General features: G+C 40.5%; 25 protein-coding genes. 11 read left to right on the top strand and 14 right to left on the bottom strand.

Features of this window, described 5'->3' with window-relative positions:
- The 5 genes from yidC to BV372_RS32690 all read right to left on the bottom strand — a co-directional run bounded on the left by yidC (position 1) and on the right by BV372_RS32690 (position 3,279).
- Positions 1 to 1,146 carry a membrane protein insertase YidC gene (yidC, locus tag BV372_RS32710; RefSeq protein WP_086691376.1) on the bottom strand — a complete coding sequence of 382 codons (1,146 nt, stop codon included), beginning with the start codon at positions 1,144 to 1,146 and terminating at the stop codon, positions 1 to 3.
- Positions 1,147 to 1,455: 309 nt separating this feature from the next.
- Complete coding sequence (locus BV372_RS32705) at positions 1,456 to 1,845, bottom strand: PH domain-containing protein (protein WP_086691374.1); 390 nt, start codon at positions 1,843 to 1,845, stop codon at positions 1,456 to 1,458.
- Positions 1,832 to 2,254, bottom strand: coding sequence for a ribonuclease P protein component (gene rnpA / locus BV372_RS32700; RefSeq protein ID WP_086691372.1), 423 nt, complete (start codon positions 2,252 to 2,254; stop codon positions 1,832 to 1,834). Before rnpA ends, BV372_RS32705 begins: the two co-directional genes overlap by 14 nt.
- A 24-nt stretch (positions 2,255 to 2,278) precedes the next feature.
- Positions 2,279 to 2,413 carry a 50S ribosomal protein L34 gene (rpmH, locus tag BV372_RS32695; RefSeq protein ID WP_015129556.1) on the bottom strand — a complete coding sequence of 45 codons (135 nt, stop codon included), beginning with the start codon at positions 2,411 to 2,413 and terminating at the stop codon, positions 2,279 to 2,281.
- A 311-nt stretch (positions 2,414 to 2,724) separates the two neighbouring features.
- Positions 2,725 to 3,279: a DUF2808 domain-containing protein gene (locus tag BV372_RS32690; protein WP_086691370.1), complete on the bottom strand. Its 555-nt coding sequence runs from the start codon at positions 3,277 to 3,279 to the stop codon at positions 2,725 to 2,727.
- 876 nt (positions 3,280 to 4,155) lie between these two features.
- On the opposite strand from BV372_RS32690, the gene BV372_RS32685 reads away from it, so the two are divergent.
- The 3 genes from BV372_RS32685 to BV372_RS32675 all read left to right on the top strand — a co-directional run bounded on the left by BV372_RS32685 (position 4,156) and on the right by BV372_RS32675 (position 7,119).
- Positions 4,156 to 5,331, top strand: coding sequence for a Re/Si-specific NAD(P)(+) transhydrogenase subunit alpha (locus BV372_RS32685; protein ID WP_086691368.1), 1,176 nt, complete (start codon positions 4,156 to 4,158; stop codon positions 5,329 to 5,331).
- 94 nt (positions 5,332 to 5,425) lie between these two features.
- A complete protein-coding gene (locus BV372_RS32680) occupies positions 5,426 to 5,719 on the top strand; it encodes an NAD(P) transhydrogenase subunit alpha (RefSeq protein ID WP_086691366.1) in 294 nt (97 codons plus the stop codon).
- On the top strand, positions 5,716 to 7,119 hold the full coding sequence (locus tag BV372_RS32675; RefSeq protein WP_086691365.1) for an NAD(P)(+) transhydrogenase (Re/Si-specific) subunit beta: 1,404 nt from the start codon (positions 5,716 to 5,718) through the stop codon (positions 7,117 to 7,119). Before BV372_RS32680 ends, BV372_RS32675 begins: the two co-directional genes overlap by 4 nt.
- A gap of 543 nt (positions 7,120 to 7,662) precedes the next feature.
- Here BV372_RS32675 and BV372_RS32665 read toward each other — a convergent pair.
- The 7 genes from BV372_RS32665 to petN all read right to left on the bottom strand — a co-directional run bounded on the left by BV372_RS32665 (position 7,663) and on the right by petN (position 13,572).
- Positions 7,663 to 8,826, bottom strand: coding sequence for a DUF4145 domain-containing protein (locus tag BV372_RS32665; RefSeq protein ID WP_179198314.1), 1,164 nt, complete (start codon positions 8,824 to 8,826; stop codon positions 7,663 to 7,665).
- A 276-nt stretch (positions 8,827 to 9,102) separates the two neighbouring features.
- Positions 9,103 to 9,270, bottom strand: coding sequence for a type II toxin-antitoxin system PemK/MazF family toxin (locus BV372_RS38070; protein WP_256973594.1), 168 nt, complete (start codon positions 9,268 to 9,270; stop codon positions 9,103 to 9,105).
- Positions 9,267 to 9,458 carry a type II toxin-antitoxin system PemK/MazF family toxin gene (locus tag BV372_RS38065; protein ID WP_256973593.1) on the bottom strand — a complete coding sequence of 64 codons (192 nt, stop codon included), beginning with the start codon at positions 9,456 to 9,458 and terminating at the stop codon, positions 9,267 to 9,269. The genes BV372_RS38070 and BV372_RS38065 overlap by 4 nt, the downstream gene beginning before the upstream one ends.
- The gene (locus BV372_RS32655) at positions 9,445 to 9,675 is read right to left on the bottom strand and encodes a CopG family transcriptional regulator (protein ID WP_086691359.1); all 231 of its coding nucleotides are present in this window, start codon (positions 9,673 to 9,675) and stop codon (positions 9,445 to 9,447) included. Before BV372_RS32655 ends, BV372_RS38065 begins: the two co-directional genes overlap by 14 nt.
- A 207-nt stretch (positions 9,676 to 9,882) precedes the next feature.
- A complete protein-coding gene (locus BV372_RS32650) occupies positions 9,883 to 13,029 on the bottom strand; it encodes a GAF domain-containing protein (protein WP_086691357.1) in 3,147 nt (1,048 codons plus the stop codon).
- A 284-nt stretch (positions 13,030 to 13,313) separates the two neighbouring features.
- Positions 13,314 to 13,475 (bottom strand): hypothetical protein, encoded by a 162-nt coding sequence (locus tag BV372_RS36870; protein ID WP_086691355.1) that lies wholly within the window; start codon positions 13,473 to 13,475, stop codon positions 13,314 to 13,316.
- A gap of 7 nt (positions 13,476 to 13,482) precedes the next feature.
- Positions 13,483 to 13,572 (bottom strand): cytochrome b6-f complex subunit PetN, encoded by a 90-nt coding sequence (petN, locus tag BV372_RS32640; RefSeq protein ID WP_010998401.1) that lies wholly within the window; start codon positions 13,570 to 13,572, stop codon positions 13,483 to 13,485.
- Between the two features lie 190 nt (positions 13,573 to 13,762).
- On the opposite strand from petN, the gene BV372_RS32635 reads away from it, so the two are divergent.
- The 6 genes from BV372_RS32635 (at position 13,763) to BV372_RS32610 (ending at position 18,801) form a co-directional block, all read left to right on the top strand.
- On the top strand, positions 13,763 to 14,200 hold the full coding sequence (locus BV372_RS32635) for a hypothetical protein (RefSeq protein WP_086691452.1): 438 nt from the start codon (positions 13,763 to 13,765) through the stop codon (positions 14,198 to 14,200).
- 222 nt (positions 14,201 to 14,422) lie between these two features.
- Positions 14,423 to 14,986 carry a 3'-5' exonuclease gene (locus tag BV372_RS32630; RefSeq protein WP_086691353.1) on the top strand — a complete coding sequence of 188 codons (564 nt, stop codon included), beginning with the start codon at positions 14,423 to 14,425 and terminating at the stop codon, positions 14,984 to 14,986.
- Between the two features lie 211 nt (positions 14,987 to 15,197).
- The gene (locus BV372_RS32625; protein WP_086691352.1) at positions 15,198 to 16,580 is read left to right on the top strand and encodes a cytochrome P450; all 1,383 of its coding nucleotides are present in this window, start codon (positions 15,198 to 15,200) and stop codon (positions 16,578 to 16,580) included.
- A gap of 241 nt (positions 16,581 to 16,821) precedes the next feature.
- Complete coding sequence (locus tag BV372_RS32620) at positions 16,822 to 17,160, top strand: carbon dioxide-concentrating mechanism protein CcmK (protein WP_086691350.1); 339 nt, start codon at positions 16,822 to 16,824, stop codon at positions 17,158 to 17,160.
- A 9-nt stretch (positions 17,161 to 17,169) separates the two neighbouring features.
- Positions 17,170 to 18,339, top strand: coding sequence for a pyridoxal phosphate-dependent aminotransferase (locus BV372_RS32615; protein WP_086691348.1), 1,170 nt, complete (start codon positions 17,170 to 17,172; stop codon positions 18,337 to 18,339).
- A 24-nt stretch (positions 18,340 to 18,363) separates the two neighbouring features.
- A complete protein-coding gene (locus tag BV372_RS32610) occupies positions 18,364 to 18,801 on the top strand; it encodes a secondary thiamine-phosphate synthase enzyme YjbQ (protein WP_086691346.1) in 438 nt (145 codons plus the stop codon).
- A 46-nt stretch (positions 18,802 to 18,847) separates the two neighbouring features.
- On the opposite strand, the gene BV372_RS38060 is transcribed toward BV372_RS32610, so the two are convergent.
- Together BV372_RS38060 and BV372_RS32600 are read right to left on the bottom strand one after the other, a co-directional pair.
- Positions 18,848 to 18,943 (bottom strand): PEP-CTERM sorting domain-containing protein, encoded by a 96-nt coding sequence (locus BV372_RS38060; protein ID WP_256973596.1) that lies wholly within the window; start codon positions 18,941 to 18,943, stop codon positions 18,848 to 18,850.
- A 349-nt stretch (positions 18,944 to 19,292) separates the two neighbouring features.
- On the bottom strand, positions 19,293 to 19,970 hold the full coding sequence (locus tag BV372_RS32600) for an SDR family oxidoreductase (protein ID WP_086691342.1): 678 nt from the start codon (positions 19,968 to 19,970) through the stop codon (positions 19,293 to 19,295).
- A 1,549-nt stretch (positions 19,971 to 21,519) separates the two neighbouring features.
- On the opposite strand from BV372_RS32600, the gene BV372_RS32595 reads away from it, so the two are divergent.
- Complete coding sequence (locus BV372_RS32595) at positions 21,520 to 22,434, top strand: UbiA family prenyltransferase (RefSeq protein WP_086691340.1); 915 nt, start codon at positions 21,520 to 21,522, stop codon at positions 22,432 to 22,434.
- A gap of 179 nt (positions 22,435 to 22,613) precedes the next feature.
- The gene (locus BV372_RS32590) at positions 22,614 to 24,008 is read left to right on the top strand and encodes a cytochrome P450 (RefSeq protein ID WP_086691338.1); all 1,395 of its coding nucleotides are present in this window, start codon (positions 22,614 to 22,616) and stop codon (positions 24,006 to 24,008) included.
- The last annotated feature ends 2 nt before the right edge of the window (positions 24,009 to 24,010 follow it).

The raw sequence follows: 24,010 nt of genomic DNA, 5'->3' as shown, positions 1-24,010 counted from the left end.
TCAGTTTGTAGCCTTTTTCTTAGAACTTTTTGGCTCAAACGGCAATGCCTTCTGTTCTGCCGTTGCTGCTTCTTTTTCTTGGGTTGCTACGATTTTTTGCAGTTCTTCCGGTAAGGGTTCGCGCGAGAGAATAAAGGTTTGCAGAGTTTGGAAGATATTCCCAATCACCATATACATCAAAACCCCAGCTGGCAGAGGGAAGAACAAAAACATCCCTGAAAAGATGACTGGGGTGATTTTATTAACTGTATCCTGCTGTGGGTTGCCTCCGCTGGAATTTTGCCCGGAAAGAATTTGGCTAACGTAGAGACTGATCCCAAAGAAAATTACCATAGCGACAATATCCCAGTGGATTGTACCGTCGGGATCGGTTGCGCCTACTCTACCTAAGGCATCGATGAACAGAAATCCTTTATCTGCTGCCAGTCCAGGAATAGTGCCTTGAATTGTCACATCTCCAGGCTGTAAGGCTTCTATATTGCCGTCAGCGTCAATTTTGATTCTGTCTTCCCCTTTAGTAATTTTCCATTCGGGAATCAACTTATTTTCTGGGTGTTCTGCCAAAAGCACCTGAAATGGTTTGCCGTCAACAGTCTGGTATTGTATCTTGGTTCTTTCTCCTACGGCTAATTTATTGCCTCCAGGGAGAATAGCTGTAATACGACTGTGTTCCCCATCAGCAATGTAGATGTTTTGGGGAGGAGTAGCAAAGGCTTGGGGTTGAATTCGTTCGATTTGTTCGGAAGGAAAGACTTGCAGATTAACGCTGTAGTTAACGCCAGCAAAGGGTGAACCCCGCAAAGTGGCAAACAGAGCCAACAACACTGGCATTTGCAACAGTAGTGGTAAACAGCCAGCCAGAGGGTTGCCAAATTCTTTTTGGACGTTAACCATTTCCTCTTGCTGCTTTTGCGGATCGTCTTTATAACGCTCCTTAATTTCTGCCATCCGCTTTTGCATCAGAGGCTGCACAATCCGCATCCGCCGCATACTCCGAATGGAACCAGCACTCAGGGGATAGAGCGCGAAGCGGACTATCAATGTCAAGGCAACGATCGCCAATCCATAGCTAGGCAAAATGCCATAGAAAAAGTCTATGATTGGCAGCATCACGTTGTTCGAGAGAAACCCGATACCAAAATCCATTATTCTGAATTCAACCTGAGGTACTGTAAACTAACTGAATCTAATTTATCTAAATCATGATTTGTCTGCGACTATCATTCACTACGGATAGCCGCACATTCAAATTGCTGAGTGCTGAGTGATGAGTAATGAGTGAGGAAGTAGGCAAGAATGATGAAAACTAAATTTATTTAACTGAGTCATCACAATCTTAATGGTTGATTATTAACTGTTTGTGCCTCTGTTCCACATTACTCAGCAACGCCACCTACTACATGGGAAAGCAGTGCGATCGCTTCTTCTCAGCACTGAAAACTCTCAACTGTCTAATTACTTAGCAGCCGCGCTATATTCAGAATTTTTTGCAGCAACTCTTTCGCTGATATAGTCATAAACTTCCCGAAACTTGGGAACAGCCCGCATTTCCAGACGACTACCATTTCTGAGAGTTAGCACCATATCTCCCCATATGCCAATACCACGGGGAACTTTGACGATTTTGACAATTTCTGAGTAAATTACGTCAGTGCGATCGCGTCCCATCCAACCTCCCATCACAGAAATCCGGCGATCGGTGATGCGGAAGCGTAGCCACAAAGCCCTGACAATAGCCCCAACTGTCAATGGTATCCCGACGACAGTTAGTCCAATCAGCAGGTTCACAATCAAATCCCCAATATGAGGGCCGCCTTCATAATAAATTTCTTCACGAATGCCCATTTAGTACCTCGGCTTGTGCTAACAACTGCTCTAATTCTTGCAGAAATTGTTGGCTTACGCACTCTAGTTCTGCTGCTGTTGGTTTCACAACTATCACTAACCGCCATCCAGGTGACAATCTGGGCAACAACTGATACAAAGCTACCGTTATTTGCCTTTTGATCCGGTTGCGGACTACTGCACGCTTGCTGACTTTGGTGCTAATGGAAATGCCAAACTTTGTGCTATCCAGATGTGCAGTATCAGTTAACTGTGTATTCTCAGGGGCAGTATCCAAAGAAGGCTGTTTAGCAACCGACGGTTTCAGGGCCCTTAATGTTAAATAGGAACCATGACGCCGAATTCCTTCTCGGAAAACTGCCTGGAAATCTTTTCGGGATTTCAGCCGATTCGCCTTGGGCAAAGCCACAGATGCTCTTTCGCCTACTATGCCCTAAACGCTCAAACGATGACGACCCTTTTTTCTCCTAGCGCTAATTACGTTTCTTCCATCTGGAGTACGCATTCTAGCGCGAAAGCCAGAGGTTCTTTTTCTCTTACGGTTGGTACCGCCCAGGGTTCTTTGCATACTGTGCTCCTCTTAGGTGATTTTTATAAAAAGTCACAATCTCTTATTGTATCACTATTACAGGCAAAACTTAGAGATTCCGGTAAACAGTCAAGAGTTAAGGGTCACTGCCCCTAATTATTCTCCTGTCTCCCCTTCGGATTTGGAGTCGCCTGCGGAGGGAAAACGCCACCTGCTACCCTTCGGGTTCTCCGCAGGAGTACAAGCCGGGAAACCCGTAAGGGCGCAGTGGCGTTCCTCTCGCAGATCTGTCTCACTTTGCCTTCTTTATCCCTTAATTTTCCTCAGCCCAATCACAAATGGACCTTGAATTAACTGATCATCAAAATCCACGATCCCAAATAACGCAATAGTGGTACATCACCAGGAGAGAGGATTTGGCAGTTGAAATAGAAAGTTCCACCAAATGTTGGGTTTTTCACGTTAGACAACACAACTTCTACCCTACTACCTGCTGGTACTGGCTCTTGCGGGTAAATTTGAATCACGTGACCTTCCTTATCCCACTTCACCTCAGAAAGGGGAACTGCTTTGTCTTTAACCTTCACCTCAATCTGTTTGGGATCAAATTTCCCTTTGTAATAATCAGGGTATGTAATAGCAAATTGCGCTACTGCTAATTTCATTTTTTGGGCTGGAATTCTTAGTATATATCGGTCCCAGCCATCAGATTGTCCGCCAAAATCTAAACGGAATGGCAGTTGATTCTCGCTTTTGACACCGCTAAATAAAGTCAATCCTGGTAAACTCTGTGCCCAGCTTACAGCTTGAAAACCCGTCAGCAAACAGCTAGTCACGGCTAAAGTAGACAGAAGTCGCAGCGGCGGCTTCCGCCGTTCTGAACTTCTCAAAAGTAAATGTCGCATAGTTAGGCTCCTCTATCAGATAGTATGCTTGGTTATCTAAATAACTAAAAGTTTAGTATTCGTAACTAAACTTTACTACTGGCTTTCTCAAAATAGACGGTAAATAGTCATTAAAAGTGCCATCTGCTTGAGTTATCTGAACAGGAGGATTGTAGTAATATTTTTGACATTGTTTTTATTCGCCTCACTACCTTTACGGACTAGCTATTTGCTTGTTGGCTGGTTCAACTGAGAACTAGCAGCCTGCCACAGAAACTATGACGAGTTCTGAGTTAAGTACTTTAGTGCTGCGGTAAGCGGTTGAGCCGCTAACTACAAGCCTTGAAATTACGTCGAACTATCCTGTTTCCGCTAGATAGAAACACAGTGTTGGGATGAGATTGTGTTTCTTAATATGTATAAGTGTATCTAAATTGTAAGAGTTTTGTTATAAAAATTGAGCCATACAATCAGCGATCGCCTGTTAAGTTGGGCTAGATTGATAAAAACAAGCGTGAATCCAAGTACTAATCATCAAAAATTACTTTGGGAATAATCAAGTTTTTCTAAGTGGATGCATATTGCACTATGTAATATAGGAATACAAAATTTTTCAATCCCTAAAAGAAGCTGAAGACACAGATGCAAAATTTGGGAATCAACATAGGATGTGCAGTATGTAAGCCCATTAAAATTATCTGAAATTGCGACATCTGTAAGTGGCAAACTCAGGCTTTGTCTAGGGAACCGACAGTGAAACCGAAAATAGTCAAGGTTCATTCTACGAATAAAAGCAATGGCTGAGATCCCCAGCCTATAAAGCATGAGAGTGGGAATAACTCAGCGAAGAAATTGCACAGTTGGCAGAGATTTAGGTATTTATCTCCAGGAGATTTCATGAGAATAGCAGTTGCTAAAGAAATAGAAGTTGGTGAGCGTCGTGTAGCTTTAATTCCTGACATCGTTGCCCGATTGGTAAAACAAGGTTTAGAAATTTGGGTAGAAACAGGTGCGGGAGAGCGATCATTCTTTAGTGATTCTGCCTATGAAGCCGCAGGAGCTAAAATTATTGCTGATCCCGCTACTTTATGGGGCGAAACAGATATTTTATTGAAAGTCAGTCCGCCACAAGAGCGTGAAGATGGACGTTCAGAAATTGAATTTCTCAAACAAGGGGCTGTACTAATTAGCTTCCTCAATCCCTTAGGAAATCCTTTGGTGGTGCAACAACTGGCAAATCGCCAAGTTACAGCCTTGAGTATGGAATTGATCCCCCGTACTACTAGGGCCCAAAGCATGGATGCATTGTCCTCGCAAGCATCCTTAGCAGGTTACAAATCTGTATTAATTGCCGCCGCAGCATTGCCGAAATACTTCCCTATGCTGACTACAGCCGCAGGCACGATCGCCCCAGCGAAAATATTTATCATGGGAGCAGGTGTAGCCGGATTGCAAGCGATCGCCACCGCTAGGCGCTTGGGAGCAGTGGTAGAAGCTTTTGATATTCGTCCCGCCGTCAAAGAAGAAGTCCAAAGCTTAGGGGCAAAATTCGTCGAAGTCAAACTCGAAGAAGACACTGTTGCAGCTGGCGGCTACGCCAAAGAAATTTCCGAAGTTAGTAAGCAACGCACTCAGGAAGTTGTTACCGAACACATCAAGAATGCGGATGTGGTGATTACCACCGCCCAAGTTCCAGGGAAAAAAGCCCCACTGCTAGTCACTGAGGAAATGGTGAGGCAGATGAAGCCAGGTTCAGTGATTGTAGACTTGGCTGCTGAACAAGGTGGTAACTGCGCCTGCACCGATCCCGGTAAAGACATCGTTTGGAACGGTGTTACCATCATCGGGCCGATCAATCTACCATCATCGATGCCAGTCCATGCCAGCCAACTGTATGCCAAGAACCTGACATCGTTGATGCAATTGCTGATTAATAAAGACAAAGCTTTGCAGGTGAACTTTGCCGATGACATCGTTGAAGCAGCTTGCGTCACTCATGCAGGTGAAATTCGCAATCAACGCGTGAGTGACGCTTTAACAGCTTTGAATACTCAACAATCGCCAGTTAGTTAGGGACTAGGAAGGGGGCTAGGAGGAAAAGGGAGACAAGAAGAAATACCAATGCCCAATGCCCCATTCCCATTAATTCAGAAGGAGTTTTTATTTCATGACAGAGGCATTACTTGCTGCTTTGTTTGTATTTGTGTTGGCATCTTTTATTGGGTTTGAAGTCATCAACAAAGTACCACCTACCTTACACACACCCTTAATGTCAGGATCAAACGCGATTTCTGGCATTGCTGTACTGGGGGCGATAGTAGCTTCTGGTGCTAGAGAGACGAATGTGTCAGTCATTCTCGGTTTAATTGCCGTAGTACTAGCGACAGTTAACGTTGTGGGTGGCTTCTTAGTTACAGACAGAATGTTGCAAATGTTTAAGAAAAAGGAGATTAAGGCGTGAGCGATTTTCTACCAACTGGGATTCAGTTAACGTACTTAGTCGCTGCATCCTTATTTATTCTGGGTTTAAAAAAGCTGGGTTCACCAGCAACAGCAAGGAACGGTAATGTTGTAGCAGCTGTGGGGATGCTGCTAGCAATTGTTGCCACAATGCTGGATCAGCATGTGTTGAACTACGAGATGATTTTGTTAGGTTTGGCTATTGGTTCAGGCATTGGTGCGATCGCAGCCTACAAAGTGCAAATGACAGAAATGCCCCAAATGGTGGGTTTACTCAACGGTTTGGGTGGCGCAGCTTCTGCATTAGTCGCCGTTGCCGAATTCTGGCGGTTATTGGATTCTGGAGCACCTGTACCCCTTGATGTTAACATTTCCATGCTGCTGGATGTGTTAATCGGTGGTGTTACCTTTACAGGCAGTTTTCTCGCCTTTGCGAAATTGCAAGGTTTAATTAGCGGTTCACCGATTACATTTCCTTTCCAGCAACCATTTAACCTCTTACTTCTGGGTGCTTATATAGCGGGTAGTGCCTACTTAATCATCACGCCGGATAGCCTACCCATATTTTTAGCAGTAGTTGCTGTTTCTTTAGTATTGGGTGTAATGTTCGTCATCCCCATTGGTGGTGGCGACATGCCTGTGGTAATTTCGCTGTTGAACTCGTTATCCGGTGTAGCAGCATCCGCCGCAGGTTTCGTGGTGATGAACAATATGTTAATCATCGCTGGCGCATTGGTGGGAGCATCTGGATTAATCCTTACCGAAATTATGTGTAAAGCAATGAACCGCTCCCTCTTCAGCGTGCTGTTCAGCGCTTTTGGCACAGGAAGCGCAACTGGTGGTGCTGCTAGTGGTGGTGCAACCGATCAAACTGTCCGCAGCATCGATCCCGAAGAAGGCGCGATGATGTTGGGTTATGCCCGTTCTGTGGTAATTGTGCCTGGTTATGGAATGGCGGTTGCTCAAGCGCAGCATAGTGTCCGGGAATTAACAGATCAACTAGAACGGATGGGCGTTGATGTTAAGTATGCCATTCACCCTGTTGCGGGAAGAATGCCAGGACACATGAACGTGTTGTTGGCTGAGGCGAATGTGCCTTATACCCAGTTGTATGACATGGAAGATATTAATCCCCAATTTGAGCAAGCAGACGTAGCTTTAGTAATTGGGGCAAATGATGTAGTTAATCCGGCGGCGCGTACTGATGTTAATAGCCCAATTTTTGGGATGCCAATTTTGGAAGTAGATCGGGCGAAGCAGACAATTGTGATTAAGCGCGGGATGAGTACAGGTTTTGCCGGTGTAGATAATGAGTTGTTCTACAAAGATAAAACTACGATGCTTTTTGGTAGCGCGAAGGATATGGTGGCTAAGTTGGTTTCTGAAGTGAAGCAGCTTTAACGAACCGCGAAGGCGCAAAGGGCGCGAAATAAAGAAAAAATCAGAAAGTTTATTTGCCTTCGGATTGAAGAATCTGAAGGCAAATTCATTTATAAATTCAATTAATATGTAAAATCACAGTTTACAACTTTCAAAACAATGTCTTAGTGATTTAACTAGTCTTGAATATATTTATATATTCTTTTATTACTTAGTTTATTCTTACAAACAGTAACTACTGGTTGAAAAGGCTCTTTGTAAAGAATAAAAGTTTTACATTCAACAAGTATCCGTGGTATACATTTTTCCTTATCATTAATATTTTCTATCTCATTCTCAATACCTTTGAAACATTCATTAGATAGTAAAAATAAAAGTGATAAAGATATTAATAATATACATATAGCCCTTAACATCAAATTCTTAGATTTAACATCGCTCAAATGCGCTAAAAACAAGACACAACCAAAAATCATCAAAATAAAAAAATAATTAAAATCCGATAATATCATAGAAAATTAATTATAAAACTTCTTGAGCTAACTAAGGCTGTGTCACGATAGGCTATAATGTTGGGGTAGCAGAATTTAGCTTTTCCTCATATATTTTAATCACAGAAGAAACAGCTTCACCCCCGATTTTGATTAGAGCATGAGTAGCTTGAACGTTAACATCTGGATCTGCAAGTGCATCAAAAAGCGCTGGTATAGATTCTTTTGCCTCAAATCCCAGATCTCCTAAAGTACTGACAGCCATAATCCGAATTTCCTTCGTAGTTGAGGAATCTGTAAGTAATTTAATTAATTCTGACACTGCTACTGAGCCAAAGTTTCTCACAAAGGCAATAATTTCATTTTTTATCTGTTTAAAGTTATTTTGATGATAAAATTCGATTAATATAGGTACTATTTTTTCAACTTTTACATTTGCTTTTGCCAAACTTATGGCTCCATAATAACGGAGTAATTCATTTTGATCGCTTAACATTTTATCTAAAGACTCCAATTCAGAATTACTTAAACTATTTAGTTGAACTTCTTGTTCGGACTGTTGAGATTGTTTTTTTATTTTTCTATTGGTTTTAAGCTTTGCAAATTTGTACTTGAAATCTAGACAGTATTCAACTAAAGCATAGGTAAAATCTAAAATGTCTTGAGCCTCATCTTTAGTAAATGTTTTGAACTGATGTACTGCAATATTACCAAATTGCTTTAAAGTCATTGACCAATCGTATAGCAGTTTATCTATACATCCGTCATCTAGCATTCTTTGGATTTTATCAGATAGTTTGTAAGGCTCTGTAATTTCTAACTGTATTACACACAAACATTCAACTGTTTTTCTACACATAATTACGGTTGCTGTGTATAGGCCTGATTTAAAACAATTTAAAGCTTCTTGATATGTTTGTTTAAGTATTGTTGAAGCTTCTTTTAAATGTGTAAAATCATTAGATGATGGATATAAATACTTTTCGTCAGGTTCTATCCTGTATATCTCTTCATCCCCATCATTAAAAATATATATTTTTTCCTGATCAGGCCAGATTGAATATTCAATAAGATTTACTTCTTCACAAGTGCAACATACTAAAAGATGCCATTTATACTCAACTTGATATTGATCGGGTGTACCTTTGTCCATAGTCCGAATATACTGATTAACAGCTATCTTCTGCATCACAGTTGTATTACCACAATGACCACATCGAAATGGTTTATCAGTCATTGGGTATTCAGATAATTTGCTCATTTTGATTAAGTACTAAACCACTAAATCCAGATATGATTATCAATCATCAACAATTTTGGATTAGGTAAGGTCAAAATACCTCAGTAATTATCCTTAGCTTAAAGTAGAGTAAAGCTTTATCAAACCTTACCTCAGTGAAAAAGAGTTATTGCTTAATGATTTTTTCGTGTATTGGATCTTGTTTTATAAATTAGAAGCGATCGCCCTTTTCTCTTCTTCCTTTGTGTGAGATGAAAAAGCGATCGCTCGAATTTAATCTACAAATCCCAAAACCACATTTAAAGCTGTGCGAATTTGCTCCCAGTATTCATCTTCCAATACACCAAGCATTTCCAAAACCCGGCGATTGTCAACAGCACGAATCTGCCCAATATTAATAAATCGATCTTGATCCAATCCATTAGTTGGTGTTGCTTTCACATTGACAACATAAGGGGCTTACTTCCTGGTCTAAATGGCATGACAATTGTCAGCAATCCATACTGATTCATAATGTCATTCTGCACAATCAAACAAGCACGAATTTTTTGCGCCTCAGCCCCCACTGTCGGATCAAGATTCACCCAACGGATTTCTCCTCGTCGATAAGTTAAATTACTCCCTGGCATTAATCCCATCCCCAACAACACGATCCCAAGCTGCAATTTCAGCCTGATATTCTGGATCTTCAGCATCTTGCTTGAGGGCAGCAATCATTTCTGCTTCTAAAATCTGACGGCGATGTTCTGCTAGCAGTGCGTTGATATATCCACTGCGGTTGCCTTGTGCCTGGAGATCGATAAATTGCAGAATGTCTTCTTCTAAGGTAATTGTGACTTTAATCATCAGTCTTACCTCTTAGTATGAACAATTAATCATACTATAATCTCTAATCTGAAGAAAAATTGCAAATCTACTACAAAAAACTTTGCACCTCTGTGTGAAATAAAAAAGTGATGGCTTTCACGCGCCAATATGCGATCGCCCTTTCTCTTCTTCCTTTGCGTCTTTACATACATAAGCTAAAAAAAGCGATCGCACATGCTTTTTTAACTAAACCGAATGTTTGATGGGTATTTGTATCCTAAACTCAGAACCTTTCCCAGGTTCGGAAAAACATTTGATTTGACCAGCGTGTTTTTCTACAATAATCTGGTAACTAATATATAGCCCTAAACCAGTTCCTTTACCTGGTTCTTTAGTAGTAAAGAAAGGGTCAAAAATCCGCGATCGCACACTTTCTGCTATGCCACAACCATTATCAGCAATGCGAATTAAAATCGAGTTTTCATCTATTACTTCTGTACAAATCTGAATTTTAGGATTTTCTAAGGTTTTTTCTACCATTATTGAGTGTTCTAGAGCATCAATCGCATTGCTGAGAACATTCATCAAAACTTGATTTATTTGAGCAGCATAACATTGTACTTTTGGTAATTCGCCGTATTCTTTAACTACCTCAATAGCAATGAAATCAGCCTGTGGTTTTAGACGGTGTTGTAAGATTAATAAGGTACTTTCAATACCTTCATGGATGTTAACTGGCTTCATTTCGGCTTCATCTAGGCGTGAAAAAGTACGTAATGACAGTACTAATTCACTAATCCGTTCTGCCCCAACAGTCATAGAATTAAGAATTTTAGGCAAGTCTTTCGCAATAAAATCTAAATCTAGTGCTGCTGCTTGCCGTTGAACTTCTGCTTTCGGATTAGGATAATTTTTTTGATAAATATGTAGTAATTTCAATAAGTCTTCAGCGTACTCAGTGACATGGGTGATGTTGCCATAAATGAAATTAATCGGATTATTAATTTCATGGGCTACTCCAGCCACTAACTGTCCTAAACCAGCCATTTTTTCACTTTGAATCAACTGGCTTTGAGTTTGCTGCAATTCTTGCAGGGTCTCCTTAAGTTCTTCTTTTTGACGGTGAGTTTGGTCCAGTAATTCTGCTTGCTGAAGACCTACTCCTAATTGATTGCCAATATGTACTAGTAAATCAATTTCATCTTGTTGCCAATCGCGGGGTTTGGTATTTTGATATGCTGCCAACAAGCCCCAAATTTTCTCACCTTGAAAAATCGGTACAATCATATATGCTCTAGCTACAATTGGTTTGAGTAGAGCAATCTGACTAGTATAATCTTCGGTGCTATAAATATCTTTAATAACTAAAATTTTACTGTTAGCGTAGTCTCTGCCTTGGGTTTGTTGCAAATAATCCTTGATAATTAAAGGTACAACTTCCCTATTTGGTGTCCAATTATGGGCTAATGATTCAGCAACAAATTCCACAGTCCAATCAGAGCGGAAACGATAAATTGTGGCTCGATCGAGTTCTAATAGCCGTCGGACTTCTTGAGTGCTGGTAGCAAAGATAGTATCAAGATCAAGGGACTGACGAATTTTCTCTACCGTTGCAGCTAATGCCTTCTCCCTTTCGGTAGCTTTGCGTTCTCGTTCCGCAGCTTCCCGTTCTCGTTCCGCAGCTTGAGCTAGTTGCTGTGCTTGTATCTGTACCTGCTTTAAGGTTTCTGCTTGCTGGATTGCTACTCCTAATTGCACACCAACTTGTGCCAGCAAATTTATTTCCTCATCTTGCCAATAGCGTGCTTGAGAGTTTTGATAAGCTACCAACAATCCCCAAAGTTTCTCTCCTTGAGAAATTGGTACAAAGACTTCATGACGTGCATATTTGCCTGCTGGCGTTCCTAACAAAAGGACTTGCTCTGTTACAGACTGCGTTCTTGCTGTTGGTGTCCAGTCATCAGCAACTGAATCAGCAACAAATTCACCACTCCAATCAGGGTAGAAGCGATAAATTGAAACTCTTTCTACTTCTAACAGCCGCCTCACTTCTTGAGTAGTAGCTTTAAAGATAGTGTCAATATCTAAGGACTGACGAATTTTTTCTACAGTATTTGCCAAGGCCCTTTGTCTTTCGGCAGCTTTGGTCAGTTCTGCTGCTTGGGTCTGCAATTGTTGTAAGAACTCGGCTTGCTGCAAAGCTACGCCTAGTTGGGTACTAACTTGGGTGAGCAAGTAGACCTCATCTTCTTGCCAATCGCGGCTTCCATTGTTCTGGTAAACAGCTAGCAAGCCCCAGAGCTTTTGACCGTGGTAAATAGCAATGATCACATAAGCTTTTGCCTGATAGCTTTCTAGGACTTTAATGTAGCAGTCGGTAAACCCAGCGTTATAAATATCATTACAAACACGATACACTTCGCCTCTTGTGAAGCGACCACCGTCTGTATCTTGTAAGTAAGTATCCATAACCGGGGCTTCAGCTAAATCCTTGGCACTACAGTCGCTAACGTTTTCACCCAACTCGGGCCGCCGCAACTGTTCTTCCATGAGAGAATTCCAGCCTGCTGCTACTGATTCAAATACAAATTCACCACTCCAATCTGGATGGAAACGGTAGATAGCAACACGGTCAGCATTCAGCAGTTTTCTCAGTTCTTCTGTACTAGTCCGGAAAATGCTTTCCAAATCGAGAAACTGACGAATTTTCTCAATCGTTATAGATATAGTTTTCTGCCATTCTGCTATTTTTGCTCTTGCTGTTGCTTGTGCTAATTGTGCTGATTGTAATTTCGCTTTTTCTAGGTAATCTGCCTGTTGCAAGGCAACTCCCAAATGTTCGCCGATGAGTTGCACAAATTCAACTTCTGATGCTTCCCATTGCCGAGGTCCACTACATTGATGAATACACAACAAGCCCCATAACTCTTTACCTTTCATCAGGGGAGCAACAATATTAGCGCGTACTTGAAATTTTTCTAGAATCTGTATATGGCAATCAGTAATCATGGCTTGATAAATATCGTCCATGATTTTAATTCGACCTTGCTGATAAAGTCCGGCAAAATCCGCAGCAAAGCAGTGGTCACGCAGTTTAGCTTTTAGTGCCGAACTCCATTGCTCACCTACGTCCTCATAAATAAATTCCCCTTCCCAATCTAATTCAGGATAAAAACGAAACACTCCAACCCGGTCAGTGTTCAGCAACTGACGTACCTCAGTGACTGTAACTTTGAAAATGGTGTCTATATCCAGTGACTCGCGAATCCTAGCGATTACTCTAGATAAAGCTTTATGTTTCTCACCTTGGTAGGACGGTAGTGTCTGTTCTGGCAAATGTTCTTGTGGGGCTGAATTCGGTTGTATGGGTTGTAGCGTAGAGGAGTTTTCCATGCCAAATAGGACTTTAAATGTTGAAAGTCTTCTATCTTCAGAATTCCCTGAACCAATCTAAACGTAACAGCTATCCAAAGATATATGTCTTAAGTAGTAAATTTAACGGTGGAAAATTCAACTTTAAATATTTTTAGTAATATAAACAACAATATTTTTTAACAATGTTTTGCCTTAAATATTATAGGTAATAAATATAACAATATAGGGACAACGATCGCATCGTGTCCCTATAAAAGCATTGTTGACCCAAGAAGACTGGGTTTGATTATCTCAAGTAAAAATCATCGCCGCTTTGGAGTGCTGCGTCGGGTTTCGCGTTTTTCATTTTCTCGAAGACGGCGATCGCGCCAATCTGCCAAGGTTAAATAACCAACGCCTCCAGTCACTGCGACTAGCAGCAGTATAGCTAGCAATGCCAAAATACTCAGGAATGGGCTTTCCAAAATTCCTCTATAGTCCGTTACGACCCCAAACTACCATTGCAATTGACCAAGTGAATACGACCAAGAGTGATACCCAACCCAGTGTCAAAATCGCCATAGTCCCACTTTTAAAATAATTACAAAACGTTTCTAATATTCATCATACTGGGAAAGGGCAGTTGATTCAGCACTTAAGAGTCAAGAGTCATTTGTCATGGGGCTTTGGGCAACAGTGTGGTTAACTAAAGACTAATGAATTTGCAAACTGGCGTTGCACAATTGTGAACAAAATTTTAGAGCCTCAACTGATGGCAGAACGCCTAGAATCGCTGAAAGCTGGGATAATTGGGGGTATTTGCCTGTTATTAGCCTTCATTATTTCTAGTCTTTTGCATACCCTAGTGCTGGCAAAGTATTTTCCGATACTCGCGAATCTAGAAATTGCGCCGCTGAATTTAGATTTTTTGCTGAGTGGGGCGATCGCTTCCTTCTCTGGCTTGCTGTTTGGTGTCACCTACCGCTATATCATTCGCCTAGATCGGAATCCTCAACTGAAAGCTGGTGGTGTATTTGCTTTTGGCTTGGTACGAGGCTTAACTCAGATAGAAGTTGGCTGGAATTCTACTGCTACAGTCTTGCCTTATCTGGTATTGGCTTTTGAGAGTGTATCGTGGTTTGCGATCGCGGCTATGGCTATCGATACCGCTATGCAAATTGGCTGGCTTAAACCTTTTTCTTCAACCTAAATCTTCTAAAATCACCAAAATTTACACTCAATTCTAGCTGCTCATCGGTCACCAATTGTTGATTAACCTTCACTGATAACTCCGGTGAACACAGTTTACAAGTGGGAAAATGTCTAAAAATGACTATTGACTAAAAAATATTACATTTGTAGTATTAAGTTACATAATTATGTTGCTACTTTGTAACTCGGTCAAAAAACTTACATATTTTTAATCCTTAATATGAAAACTAAAAATTACCACTATTATTTAATAGTAGATTTAGAGGCTACGTGTTGTGATGATGGCACAATTCCTAGACATGAAATGGAAATCATCGAAATTGGTGCAGTAATGCTCAATAGCACAACATGGGAAATTGATTCAGAGTTTCAACAATTTATCCAGCCTGTGAGACATCCACAACTTACAACATTTTGTACAAACTTAACTAGTATTCAGCAGCAAGATGTTGAGCAAGCTCCACAATTTATAGAGGCAATTGCTCGGTTTAAAAAATGGATGAACTTATTTCCCGATCATATTTTTTGTTCCTGGGGAAGCTACGATAAGAATCAATTTATTCAAGATTGTAAATATCATAATATTCCTTATCCTTTTACTTCAGAGCATAAAAATATTAAAGAGGAATTCTCACAACATCTTGGGGTTTCCAAAAGATTTGGTATGGCACAGGCTCTCCAAAATTTAGGGTTGGAGTTGCAAGGCATACACCATAGAGGTATTGATGATGCCCGCAATATAGCTGCTATCTACCGATATATAGAAGTCAGCAAACTTAGCTGATAATGATAAAGATTCTTAGCGAGAATAGCTACACTAGATAATAAAGATAACTACACCTGAAAGTTACACATTTACTCATGAGGTTAGACCAGAGTCAACAGTTAAAAATAACTCTAGACTCGGGATTTTTGACTTTTTCTGCGAAAAAAGTTAACTATAGGCGCATCAGCTTACTTAAATCTATTTTTTAAACAATTACAGGATCGAATGTATGCAGCTACCTAATCCTGTTCAAACCCCTTCATTAATGCAAAAGCTCCAGTGGGTTGCCGATCCTATCGGCTATATGGAAAGTGCAGTTCAGCAATATCCTGACATTTTCACTGCGAGAGTAGTTGGTTTTGGTGACACTCTAGTATTTGTGAATCATCCTCAGGCAATACAAGAAATTTTAACCAACGATAGAAAGAAATATGCCGCCCTTGGTGAAGATAACAAGGTTTTACAACCTCTAGTAGGGGACTATTCAATCTTGATGCTGGATGGCGATCGCCATAGACGACGGCGACAATTGGTGATGCCCTCCTTTCATGGTGAGCGGATGCGTGTCTATGGTCAACAAATCTGTAATTTAACAGCAAAGGTGTTTAATCAGATACCAACAAATCAGCCTTTTGCGGCACGTAGTATCACCCAGGAGATTTCTCTGCAAGTCATCTTAGAAACAGTGTTTGGTGTCTATGAGGGAGAACGTTTCCAAAAACTCAAGCAGCAATTGTCATTGATGGCAGATCTGTTTCGTTCACCGTTCACTTCCAGTTTTCTATTTTTCCCCTTACTGCAAAAAGATTTAGGGCCTTGGAGTCCTTGGGGAAAATTTGTGCGCGATCGCGAAGAAATTGATAAATTGCTCTACGCAGAAATTGCCGAACGCCGAGAGAAACCTGATGCAAATCGTATCGATATCCTCTCCTTGCTAATCTCATCGCGGGATGAAGCAGGTGAACCGATGAGCGATCAAGAGTTGCGTGACGAGTTGATCACTCTTTTATTGGCCGGATATGAAACCACGGCAACGGCAATGGCCTGGGGATTATATTGGACTCACCAACACCCAGAAGTTCTGGCAAAGCTGCTTCAGGAATTGGATAATATCGGTAATTCTCCCGATGCCTTGAGCATTTTCCGCTTGCCTTATCTCAGCGCTGTTTGTAATGAAACACTACGCGTTCGCCCAGTGACAATGTTAACTTTTCCAAGAGTAGTACAAGAACCTGTAGAACTGCTGGGTCATCGCTTAGAGCCTGGTACAGTAGTGGTTGGCTGTATGTATCTACTTCATCAGCGTGAGGATTTATATCCCCAACCAAAGCAGTTTAAGCCAGAACGCTTTCTAGAACGTCAATTTTCTCCCTATGAATTTATGCCCTTTGGTGGCGGTGCTCGTCGTTGTCTAGGCGAGGCTTTGGCTGTATTTGAAATGAAACTTGTATTAGGAACAATCCTCTCACGCTATCAACTTGCTTTAGCAGATGATCGACCAGAAGTTCCTAGGCGGCGAGGTGTCATTTTAGCTCCAGCCCGTGGCGTCAAGATGGTAATTACAGGACGGCGTGCACGTCACGAACCGCAACTGAGTCTGGCAAGTACTTAAGAAGGGGCGCAAGGAGAAATGCAGTAGCGATCGCCATCGGCATCCGGTATATGCACAACAACTCAATTATTGCGATCGCTTGAAAAACGTAGAAGGCGATTAATCTTAAACGAAGCAGGGGTCTGAAAACCAACAGGTGATAGGATTTGGATTGTGTTACTCCTAATATAGTCGTGCTAAAAATGCAGTCATTACTTGGTCTGACACTCAAAAATCCGCAAGCTCAAATTTTGTTAGCAGTATGACACTGGCACTTGGCATGATAGAAGTTTATGGCATTCCCGCAGCAGTGGAAGCCGGAGATGCTATGTGTAAAGCTAGCCGCATCACTCTTGTTGGTTATGAAAATACTGATTTGGGGCGGATTACAGTGTTAATTCGGGGAGAAGTGGGTGAAGTAAATGTTGCCGTGTTCGCAGGTATAGAGGCGGTAGGGCGAGTTAATGGTGGCGAGGTGCTTTCACATCATATTATTCCGCGTCCCCATGAAAATTTAGAATATGTGTTACCGATTCATCGCAGTGCCAATGTTGAGCAGTTCAGTGCCGATATCCGGTTTCCCCCGCCTCTATCAGCGTAAAAAATTCCTATGAAATCCCTAACATCCCGTATGCAGGCGGTACAATCGCCAATCATTCCTGTTGTTGGGGAACTGATTAAAAACTCCCCCGGAACTATTTCTCTAGGACAAGGTGTGGTTTCTTACAATCCTCCACCCCAAGCAGTAGAGTTTTTAGCTAAATTCCTGGCCGAGCCAAGCAATAACTTATATAAAGCAGTTGAAGGAATTCCGCCGTTAGTAGCAGCATTAGCCACCAAGTTACAAGCTTTCAACAGCATTGAAATTAACGAAGAAAACTGCATAGTTGTCACGGCTGGGAGCAACATGGGGTTTATGAACGCCATTTTGGCAATCACCAGCCCAGGCGACGAAATTATTCTGAATAAGCCTTACTATTTCAATCATGAAATGGCGATTACAATGGCTGGTTGTCGTCCGGTGTTAGTAGAGACGGATGAAAATTACCAACTGCGTCCGGAAGCGATCGCCCTAGCAATTACTCCAAAAACACGGGCTATAGTCACAATTTCCCCCAATAATCCTACAGGGGTGGTGTATTCAAAAACAGCATTGCGGGAAGTTAATCAATTATGTGGCACTCGCGGCATTTATCATATTAGCGATGAAGCCTATGAATACTTTACCTATAACGGGGTAAAACACATTTCCCCAGGTGCTTTTGCTGGTAGTAGCGACTACACTATTTCCCTTTACAGCCTTTCCAAAGCCTATGGTTTTGCCAGTTGGCGCATCGGTTACATGGTGATTCCCCAACATCTGCTGGTTCCTGTCAAAAAAGTTCAAGACACGATTTTGATTTGTGCGCCAGTAATTTCTCAGTATGCGGCTTTAGGAGCATTGCAAGCAAAAGACGAGTATTTAAAAGAAAATATTGGTGCAATTGCTCAAGTGCGACAATCGGTACTGGAATCTCTCAATCGTTTACAAGGCTTGTGTACTATTACCCCTGCTGATGGTGCTTTCTACTTTTTCTTAAAAGTTCACACCCAAATCAATGCTTTCGAGTTAGTTAAAAGATTAATCCAGGAACATCAAGTAGCAGTTATTCCTGGCACAACCTTTGGCATGGAAGATGGATGTTATTTACGTGTAGCCTATGGTGCCTTGCAGCAAGAGTCAGCAAAAGCAGGTATAGAAAGGTTAATCCAAGGCTTGCAAACAATACTGGGAAATTAGTCAAGATAATTCATAATTGAAGATATGACAATTATTAATCAGCTAATTGAAATCGCAACTGAACAAGGAATAAATATTCATAACATTACCCCACAAATTCAGGATTTAATTAATAGTACATCGATTCAAAATGGGCAAGCTTTAGTCTTTTCTCGACATACCACAACAGCTTTAGCTATTAATGAAAATGAAGAACGCTTATTAGAAGATGTAAAAGTCTTTTTGCGGAAATTAGCACCAGAATCAGAGCGATATTTACATAATGATTTGCATTTAAGGCTTGTACCAGAAGATGAACCAATGAATGCTCACTCTCACTTAATGGCCATGATGCTAACTACTAGTGCAATTATTCCAATTGTGGATGGAAAATTAGCTTTGGGAACTTGGCAATCAGTATTGTTTTTTGAGTTAGATGGCCCGCGTAAACGTACAGTATTTTTACAAATTTCTGGCGAGTAGCCCAGATCAAGGTGGGTATGATATCTATATAATCTGTCAATAAATCTTATCTACGTTGGCGTCGTCTCAAAATGACGCCCGAAACACCAACAGCTAATATAGCCAAAGTAGGAGTTGGTTCCGGTACTGCAACGATGCTCACCCTATTAATACCCAAAGCGCGATTTGGCACAGAACTGCTAACAACAAGACGTGAGATATTGGCTGTGTCACTGCGAATTCCTAAGAATGAAGCGGAATTATCAAGCGCTAGTGAGGAAGTTCCTTAGAATAAAAGCAAAAGCCCCATAGTATGCAAGAAGACGGTAAGCAAAAGGAAAGAAAGCTTGTAGATATTGATTGGCGATCGCTCTGTGTTGTTGCTTAAATGTCTGCTGCTAAGATGTCGAATAAAAGGCGATCGCTAGAGTAATACTTCGGCTAGGATTGACTGCAACTATCCAAAAGCTTATCTAAGGGTTGTTTAACGGTTGGCGCGATCGCACCGGGAATTAATCTAAATTAAATTCCACAAACTCTGATTGCCCAAATAACTGTTTTTTATCTATTGCCGATAAAACTTTATTATTAATACGCTCAGAATTTAAAGCACGAACAACTAACTGCGCCACATCTGCACGATGAATACTCCCAACAACACGTGGATCTTCGGTTAAAACTCCATTACCAGTTGCAGGTTCCGACTTTAGCCCACCAGGACGGATGATGGTATAGGTGAGTCCACTGGCAATTAGGTATTGTTCGGCCTTATCTTTTTCAACCAAAACTTCTCTTAAGGCTGCCAACGCTTGAGGAGACAAAGCACTTACACTATTGCCAGTGCCAATGGAAGACACAAGAATAAACTTTTGTACCCCAGCTTTGAGCGCTGCATCAATTAGATTTTTATTCCCAAGATAATCAGGTCGCTCAGTATTATCAGGTAAACCACCTATAGTACTGATAACAGTCTCGACGGCTTCACCTGTCAGTATTGCACGTTCTACATCATCGACATTCAAGGCATCTCCAAAAACCACCTGAACACCTAATGCTTCTAGGTCAGCCGCCGCAGTTTCTTTTCTCAGCAAGGCTTTGACTTTTAGCTGTTGTGCTGTTAGAGATTTCACAATTTCTCGACCAACACCACGGCTTGCCCCAGCCAAAAAAATGTAAGATGTCTTTGTCATAGCTTACTGTTATTTTTTTAACGACTGAATTGCATACGCTCCAAGGATTTTATCAAAGGATGGACAGCATTTAGCAACTACTTAAGTAGCTGAGATACCTCTGAAACACGTAGTAACATTCCACCAAAATATTTTGATTACAAGTTGCGGTACTGGATATTTGTTTACTGGTTTAATTTACTACTCAAGATAGATGCTCTTATATATATCTATAATTGGGTAGAGAATTATGCATTACATTCATCAAGGAAAAGCCCACTCTCTCCTGGTTATTTCCTGGAGTAATGCCTCATTACAAACCTATTTTTCTAAGCATAAATACTGCATTCGTCCCTAGCTTTGCCCGATCCTCAGGGTTTGCTCTTTATAGGGACTGGTAACCACAAGCCACGCTTTCTGTGCGGAATACACTGTTTATGTCAAGAAAATATGACATTTAAGAGTTTATACTTATTTTAATATGTAAATTTAATTGCTCAAACAAATTAACATGGTTTATATATTTTATATAAGCTATAAGTAAAAGTTAATATTTTTGTAATTAAATAAACATAATATTAAGCACATATTAAGTAAATTTTTTAACGTATATTTAGCAGAATGCATGTATGTAAAGCTTTTCAGGCTAAGAGTTACAAGGTATCAGTTTTAATGTAACTATTGTTTTTTTTATTACAAAGTATTTTATAAGTTTAATTATTATTAGTAATTACAGAGGATTACGGATACTTTTTTTAATGAAAAATTAAACAATAATTGCATAGATTAATTTTTGGAATTTTAAATTATGCACATTACACACTCCCAACAGTAGAAGTAAATATTGTTTACAAACTGTTGGAAGGGTAGTACGAAATTTAATTTTCTCCCAAAAATATCGCTTAATGGTTATTAAGAGATTAAAATGTTCTGTGTGACTGAAATTAGTGTTGTCATTGTGCATTTGTATCTCCAAGTGATTAAGCAGTAACTAGTTTTCTTTGCTGAATAATTTGCTTTCTTTCTGTTAAGACTATATGTTCATGTTCTAGAACAATATGCTTACTTATGGGTGCCTCACTTTAATTTCTAGAACAAAAGTAAACATATAAGACTACTATTCGAGTTGGGTGCAACTCTTTTTAGAAGACAATTTTTATTTTGGTATAAAGACTTAACTTCATACTTAACAAGGGTTTGAGTTTGTAAATCTTCTAGGAATAGCTTCGCTCAGATTTTAGAAAACGGTCTTTATTTTTAGGCTGTAGTATTTCATTACATAAAAATAGGGGTATGAGCGTTTATTTCTGGCGTTGGCGTAGCCACTCTTCCGGAGTATCGCTTAAATGCTTCTAAAATAAGCCGATAAGTAAAAAGTCGATATGGAAGGAGATTGAAGATTGTATTACAAATTTAGTATTACGGCTTCCTAAAAGAGCCGCACCCTTGTGATTAACCATATACAACTTAAATAAGCATTTTTCAAGATGCCTATTTGAGATAAATCCTGCTTAAAAATGCTAGAGAGCCTACTTTGATTTAACACTACTTTGAGTCGTGAGTATAGTTTATGAATACACACACAAAAGCATTAATTTCACCGCTATTTGTGCTAACACGCATTTGTCGGAATTTGCTGTACGAACTATTTCTAATGTGGCAATTCATATGGCGTGATTACTCAAGCGCCTTGCTGCCTGGATTACTATTTTTAATAGCTGCTTGGAAAGTTAATTTATTATCTTTAAATGAATTACCCTTGCAAATAGGCCGCGGCATTATTTATTTTTGGTTGTACATTTTGTCATTTTGTATTGCAAACCAAATTGTTGGCATAGAAGAAGATAAACTCAATAAACCTAATCGCCCACTTGTTACAGGGCTTGTTTCTGTTCATGGAGCTTTTATAAGGTGGGTTGTCAGCATGATTTTGTTTTCGTTGGTAGGTTGGTGGTTTGGGGTTTTAGAGTGGGCACTACTTTGGCAAATCTGCATTATTCTGAATAACTTTGGTAGCTGGGACAAGCACTGGATTACCAAAAATATAATTATGGGAGTCGGCACAATTGCCCAACTTGCACCAGCTTATCAACTAGTAGCACCTTTGTCTCCTATTGCATGGCGTTGGATTTTAATGTTGGCTGGTGTGTGGCTAACCATATCTGCTGTTCAGGATCTGCGAGATATTGAAGGCGATCGCGCTATTGGTAGAAACACATTGCCAATTGCTTTTGGAGAAACTGCAAGTCGAGTAATACTGAGTTTAGGCTTTGCATTGTTGCCATTTGCAACTCATTTATTATTAATGATGCCTGTAGGAATAACAGTAAAAGTATTACTTTGCGATATAGGTCTTGCAGTTTTGAGTTTGACAGTTGCAGGACGGATTATATTTTATCGTTCTCCACAAGCAGATCATCGCACCTATATGCTGTTTACCTACTGGTTTTGTCTAACACTAGCTAGTGCAATCATCATCCTTTAAACTTACTTTTTTAAGTAGGTCAACTTTGAAAAATGTAAGATAGATTATTTGGGATTACTTTGCTCCACTGCGTTACGCTCGTAATGACATTTCACTTTTAATTAGTTTGAGCTACTTAGCACTAGTAATACTCAAAATAAAAGAAAAACATTGAGCAAAATTTTTGGATAGCAAATTAAATGCAACTACCTAATCGTCTCAAAACTCCCTCTTTTCTACAAAAGCTTCAATGGATTTTTGACCCTATAAAATACATGAAAAGTGCTGTTCAACAATATCCTGATATTTTCACTGGTGAAGTTGTTGGTTTTGGGGACAATCTAGTATTTGTGAACCATCCCCAAGCAATAAAAGAAATTTTAATTAACGATAGAAAGGCGTTTGCAGGCTCAAGCAAAGCGAATAGAATTTTGCAACCCTTAGTGGGAAACTCTTCACTCCTGGTGTTGGACGGCGAGTCCCATAAACAGCGACGACAATTGTTGATGCCCTCCTTTCATGGAGAACGGATGCGAGCTTACGGTCAGCTAATTATCAATCTGACAGAAAATATATTTAGTCAGTTACCGTTAAACAAGCCTTTTTCTGCACTTTCTACAATGCAGGCGATTTCCTTACAAGTTATATTACAGGCTGTTTTTGGTTTTTATGAAGGAGAACGTTGCCAACAACTCAAGCATTTAATACCAACCTTAGTTATGGAGTTGTTTCGCTCTCCATTTATTTCTAGCTTCCTATTTTTTCCTTCTTTACAACGAGATTTGGGATCTTTGACACCTTGGGGGAAATTTCTGCGCTTAAGAGAGCAAGTTGATGAATTGCTTTATGCAGAAATTGCTGAACGCCGGCAGCATCTCCTTCCAGACCGGATTGATATTCTTTCCTTGCTAATGTTAGCGAGGGATGAAACTGGTAAAGCAATGACAGATCAGGAGTTGCGCGATGAAGTGATCGACTTAATGATTTCCGGGCATGAAACTACAGCATCGGCAATGACTTGGGGATTATATTGGATTCTCCACAAGCCAGAAGTGTATGAAAAACTGCTGCAAGAACTGGATAGCTTGGGTGATTCTCCAGATCCCATGAAAATTTTCCAGTTACCTTATCTCACCGCTGTCTGTAATGAAACTCTGCGGATTTATCCTATAGCGATCATGACACTTCCCAGGGTTGTGCAAGAACCAGTTGAAATACTCGGACATCGATTAGAACCTGGTACAAAAGTCATTGGCTGTATTTATCTCGCTCATCAACGTGCAGATTTATATCCGCAGCCCAAAGAGTTTAAACCAGAGCGCTTTCTGGAACGGCAATTTTCTCCCTATGAATTTCTGCCCTTTGGTGGTGGTGCCCGTGGTTGTATTGGTCAGGCTTTGGCTACATTTGAAATGAAGCTAGTATTGGCAACTATTATCTCTAGGTATCAACTTTCACTGGCAGATCAACGAGCAGAGAGACCTCAACGTAGAGGCCTTGTGGTTGGGCCTAGAAATGGAGTCAAGATAATAATTACAGGGCGGCGTATGCGTCAACAGTCTTCAACTGCTATGGTAACTACACCAACTCTATAGTC

The organism is Nostoc sp. T09 (assembly GCF_002154695.1).
Lineage (GTDB): Bacteria > Cyanobacteriota > Cyanobacteriia > Cyanobacteriales > Nostocaceae > Aulosira.
This window is presented reverse-complemented; position numbering and strand designations above follow the sequence as displayed.

What these genes read in the sequence shown, in the direction of transcription:
- yidC (WP_086691376.1), bottom strand. Translation starts at nt 1,146, where the DNA reads ATGGATTTTGGTATCGGGTTTCTCTCGAACAACGTGATGCTGCCAATC.
- BV372_RS32705 (WP_086691374.1), bottom strand. Translation starts at nt 1,845, where the DNA reads ATGGGCATTCGTGAAGAAATTTATTATGAAGGCGGCCCTCATATTGGG.
- rpmH (WP_015129556.1), bottom strand. Translation starts at nt 2,413, where the DNA reads ATGCAAAGAACCCTGGGCGGTACCAACCGTAAGAGAAAAAGAACCTCT.
- BV372_RS32690 (WP_086691370.1), bottom strand. Translation starts at nt 3,279, where the DNA reads ATGCGACATTTACTTTTGAGAAGTTCAGAACGGCGGAAGCCGCCGCTG.
- BV372_RS32685 (WP_086691368.1), top strand. Translation starts at nt 4,156, where the DNA reads ATGAGAATAGCAGTTGCTAAAGAAATAGAAGTTGGTGAGCGTCGTGTA.
- BV372_RS32680 (WP_086691366.1), top strand. Translation starts at nt 5,426, where the DNA reads ATGACAGAGGCATTACTTGCTGCTTTGTTTGTATTTGTGTTGGCATCT.
- BV372_RS32665 (WP_179198314.1), bottom strand. Translation starts at nt 8,826, where the DNA reads ATGACTGATAAACCATTTCGATGTGGTCATTGTGGTAATACAACTGTG.
- BV372_RS38065 (WP_256973593.1), bottom strand. Translation starts at nt 9,458, where the DNA reads ATGCCAGGGAGTAATTTAACTTATCGACGAGGAGAAATCCGTTGGGTG.
- BV372_RS32655 (WP_086691359.1), bottom strand. Translation starts at nt 9,675, where the DNA reads ATGATTAAAGTCACAATTACCTTAGAAGAAGACATTCTGCAATTTATC.
- BV372_RS32650 (WP_086691357.1), bottom strand. Translation starts at nt 13,029, where the DNA reads ATGGAAAACTCCTCTACGCTACAACCCATACAACCGAATTCAGCCCCA.
- petN (WP_010998401.1), bottom strand. Translation starts at nt 13,572, where the DNA reads ATGGCGATTTTGACACTGGGTTGGGTATCACTCTTGGTCGTATTCACT.
- BV372_RS32635 (WP_086691452.1), top strand. Translation starts at nt 13,763, where the DNA reads ATGGCAGAACGCCTAGAATCGCTGAAAGCTGGGATAATTGGGGGTATT.
- BV372_RS32630 (WP_086691353.1), top strand. Translation starts at nt 14,423, where the DNA reads ATGAAAACTAAAAATTACCACTATTATTTAATAGTAGATTTAGAGGCT.
- BV372_RS32625 (WP_086691352.1), top strand. Translation starts at nt 15,198, where the DNA reads ATGCAGCTACCTAATCCTGTTCAAACCCCTTCATTAATGCAAAAGCTC.
- BV372_RS32620 (WP_086691350.1), top strand. Translation starts at nt 16,822, where the DNA reads ATGACACTGGCACTTGGCATGATAGAAGTTTATGGCATTCCCGCAGCA.
- BV372_RS32615 (WP_086691348.1), top strand. Translation starts at nt 17,170, where the DNA reads ATGAAATCCCTAACATCCCGTATGCAGGCGGTACAATCGCCAATCATT.
- BV372_RS32610 (WP_086691346.1), top strand. Translation starts at nt 18,364, where the DNA reads ATGACAATTATTAATCAGCTAATTGAAATCGCAACTGAACAAGGAATA.
- BV372_RS32600 (WP_086691342.1), bottom strand. Translation starts at nt 19,970, where the DNA reads ATGACAAAGACATCTTACATTTTTTTGGCTGGGGCAAGCCGTGGTGTT.
- BV372_RS32595 (WP_086691340.1), top strand. Translation starts at nt 21,520, where the DNA reads ATGAATACACACACAAAAGCATTAATTTCACCGCTATTTGTGCTAACA.
- BV372_RS32590 (WP_086691338.1), top strand. Translation starts at nt 22,614, where the DNA reads ATGCAACTACCTAATCGTCTCAAAACTCCCTCTTTTCTACAAAAGCTT.